The organism is Acinetobacter sp. YH12211 (assembly GCF_013418015.1).
In the GTDB taxonomy this organism is placed as follows: Bacteria; Pseudomonadota; Gammaproteobacteria; order Pseudomonadales; family Moraxellaceae; genus Acinetobacter; species Acinetobacter towneri.
The window spans coordinates 1-1,635 of sequence record NZ_VPCW01000064.1; the positions used below are offsets into that span (position 1 = coordinate 1).

Below are 1,635 nucleotides of genomic sequence, written 5' to 3' on the forward strand. Positions count from 1 at the left end.
GATGTTAATGCATCAATTAATATCCTGCGATATGCGGATAAAGATTTAATCACTGCATAAGTGGTGATTAAGGCGGTGAGTTACACCGTGACAGCCTATGGAATTGAGGTAATCCCTAAAGCAAATGTTTTAGGTTCTTGATGGTGAAGTAGGAATTAAACATCAAACCCACATTGAGTAGGTTTGAGTAGGTTTTAAATAACGGCTATAATCTCAGGCTTCAGGTCAGGAGTTCATCATGCGCGCCCTTAAAGTCAGCATTAAATCAGAGCAAGATATTGAGAAATTACGCATTTCGGGGCGTTTGGCTGCTCAGGTGTTGCAGATGATTGGCGAGCATGTCAAACCCGGAGTCACGACAGAATACTTAGATGATTTGTGTCACGATTATATTGTAAATACCTTAAAAGTCATTCCTGCCAATGTGGGCTATCACGGTTATACCAAAACCACCTGTATTTCACCCAATGAAGTGGTCTGTCATGGTATTCCATCATCCAAAACCATTTTAAAAGATGGCGACATTATTAATATTGATGTGGCAGTGATTAAAGATGGTTTTTATGGTGATACCAGTCGTATGTACTATGTGGGTCAGGTGAAACCAGAAGCGAAAAAACTGGTCGATACCACTTATGAGGCGATGCGCGCAGGGATTCATGCGGTGAAACCGGGCGCGACTTTGGGCGATATTGGCTATGCCATTCAAAGTGTGGCGCATCGTGAAGGGTTTAGCATTGTGCGTGAATATTGCGGACATGGTATTGGGCAGGTGTATCACGAACAACCAAGTGTGCTGCATTATGGTCAGCCTGGACAAGGCTTGGTGCTTAAAAAAGGCATGGTATTTACCATTGAGCCAATGGTGAATGCGGGCAAAGCGCGTGTGAAAGAACTGAAAGATGGCTGGACGGTGGTGACGACAGATAAATCACTTTCTGCACAATGGGAACACATGGTTGCTGTGACTGATACAGGCTTTGAAGTGTTATCGCCGTGGCCAGAAGGTACGGGGAGTTATCCTGAAATTTAATGCACGAATGCTTTCAGGTTAAGACTGATAGATAAAACATCTTAGACTTTAGTTTTAAACTATTTGTTAAAAAATGAACAATCGCTATAATTGAAGTCAAAGATACTTGCTGTAGTTTCTTTGTTTTAGCTTTCTTATTTTAGATTGTAGTTTTCAAAGCTTATCTGTCTTAGATAAGCTTTTTTTTTTGCTGTTTCGTATCTGAAATCAAAAGATCCTATGTGCTAACGAATGGTTGTAAGCGTCCGCTGAATCCCATACCAATTTTAATTCGATTTAGGTTTCCAGCAGTGTGGCAGTAACTCTTCAATCTGGGTCACTTTATGTGTCGGTAACCTTTTCAGCACATCACTTAAATAGGCATACGGATCCAAGCCATTCAGCTTTGCTGACTGGATTAACGTCATGATGTTTGCCGCTCGCTGACCACTGCGCAGCGAACCTGCAAACAGCCAGTTCTTGCGCCCCAACGCCAAGGGACGCATCTGATTGTCGGGTAGTCAGACGCAGTTACCTACGTCCAACCCCCTAAGAACCGTGCATGCGAGTTTCCCAGCACACGGCTCAAGCCTCTGCTAAGGCGCCATTCGGCACCCGGTTAT

At 43.4% G+C, this 1,635-nt stretch carries 1 protein-coding gene and 1 pseudogene; one reads left to right on the top strand and one right to left on the bottom strand.

The features are described from left to right. Positions 1-238: 238 nt before the first annotated feature. A complete protein-coding gene (gene map, locus FTU98_RS13790) occupies positions 239-1,033 on the top strand; it encodes a type I methionyl aminopeptidase (protein ID WP_004976729.1) in 795 nt (264 codons plus the stop codon). 266 nt (positions 1,034-1,299) lie between these two features. On the opposite strand, the pseudogene FTU98_RS13795 reads toward map, so the two are convergent. Further along, positions 1,300-1,527, bottom strand: a pseudogene (locus tag FTU98_RS13795) (transposase domain-containing protein); the annotation flags it as partial. Between the last annotated feature and the right edge of the window lie 108 nt (positions 1,528-1,635).

Bases quoted from the DNA above. Each gene is read 5' to 3' on its own strand.
- map (WP_004976729.1), top strand. From the start codon at position 239: ATGCGCGCCCTTAAAGTCAGCATTAAATCAGAGCAAGATATTGAGAAA.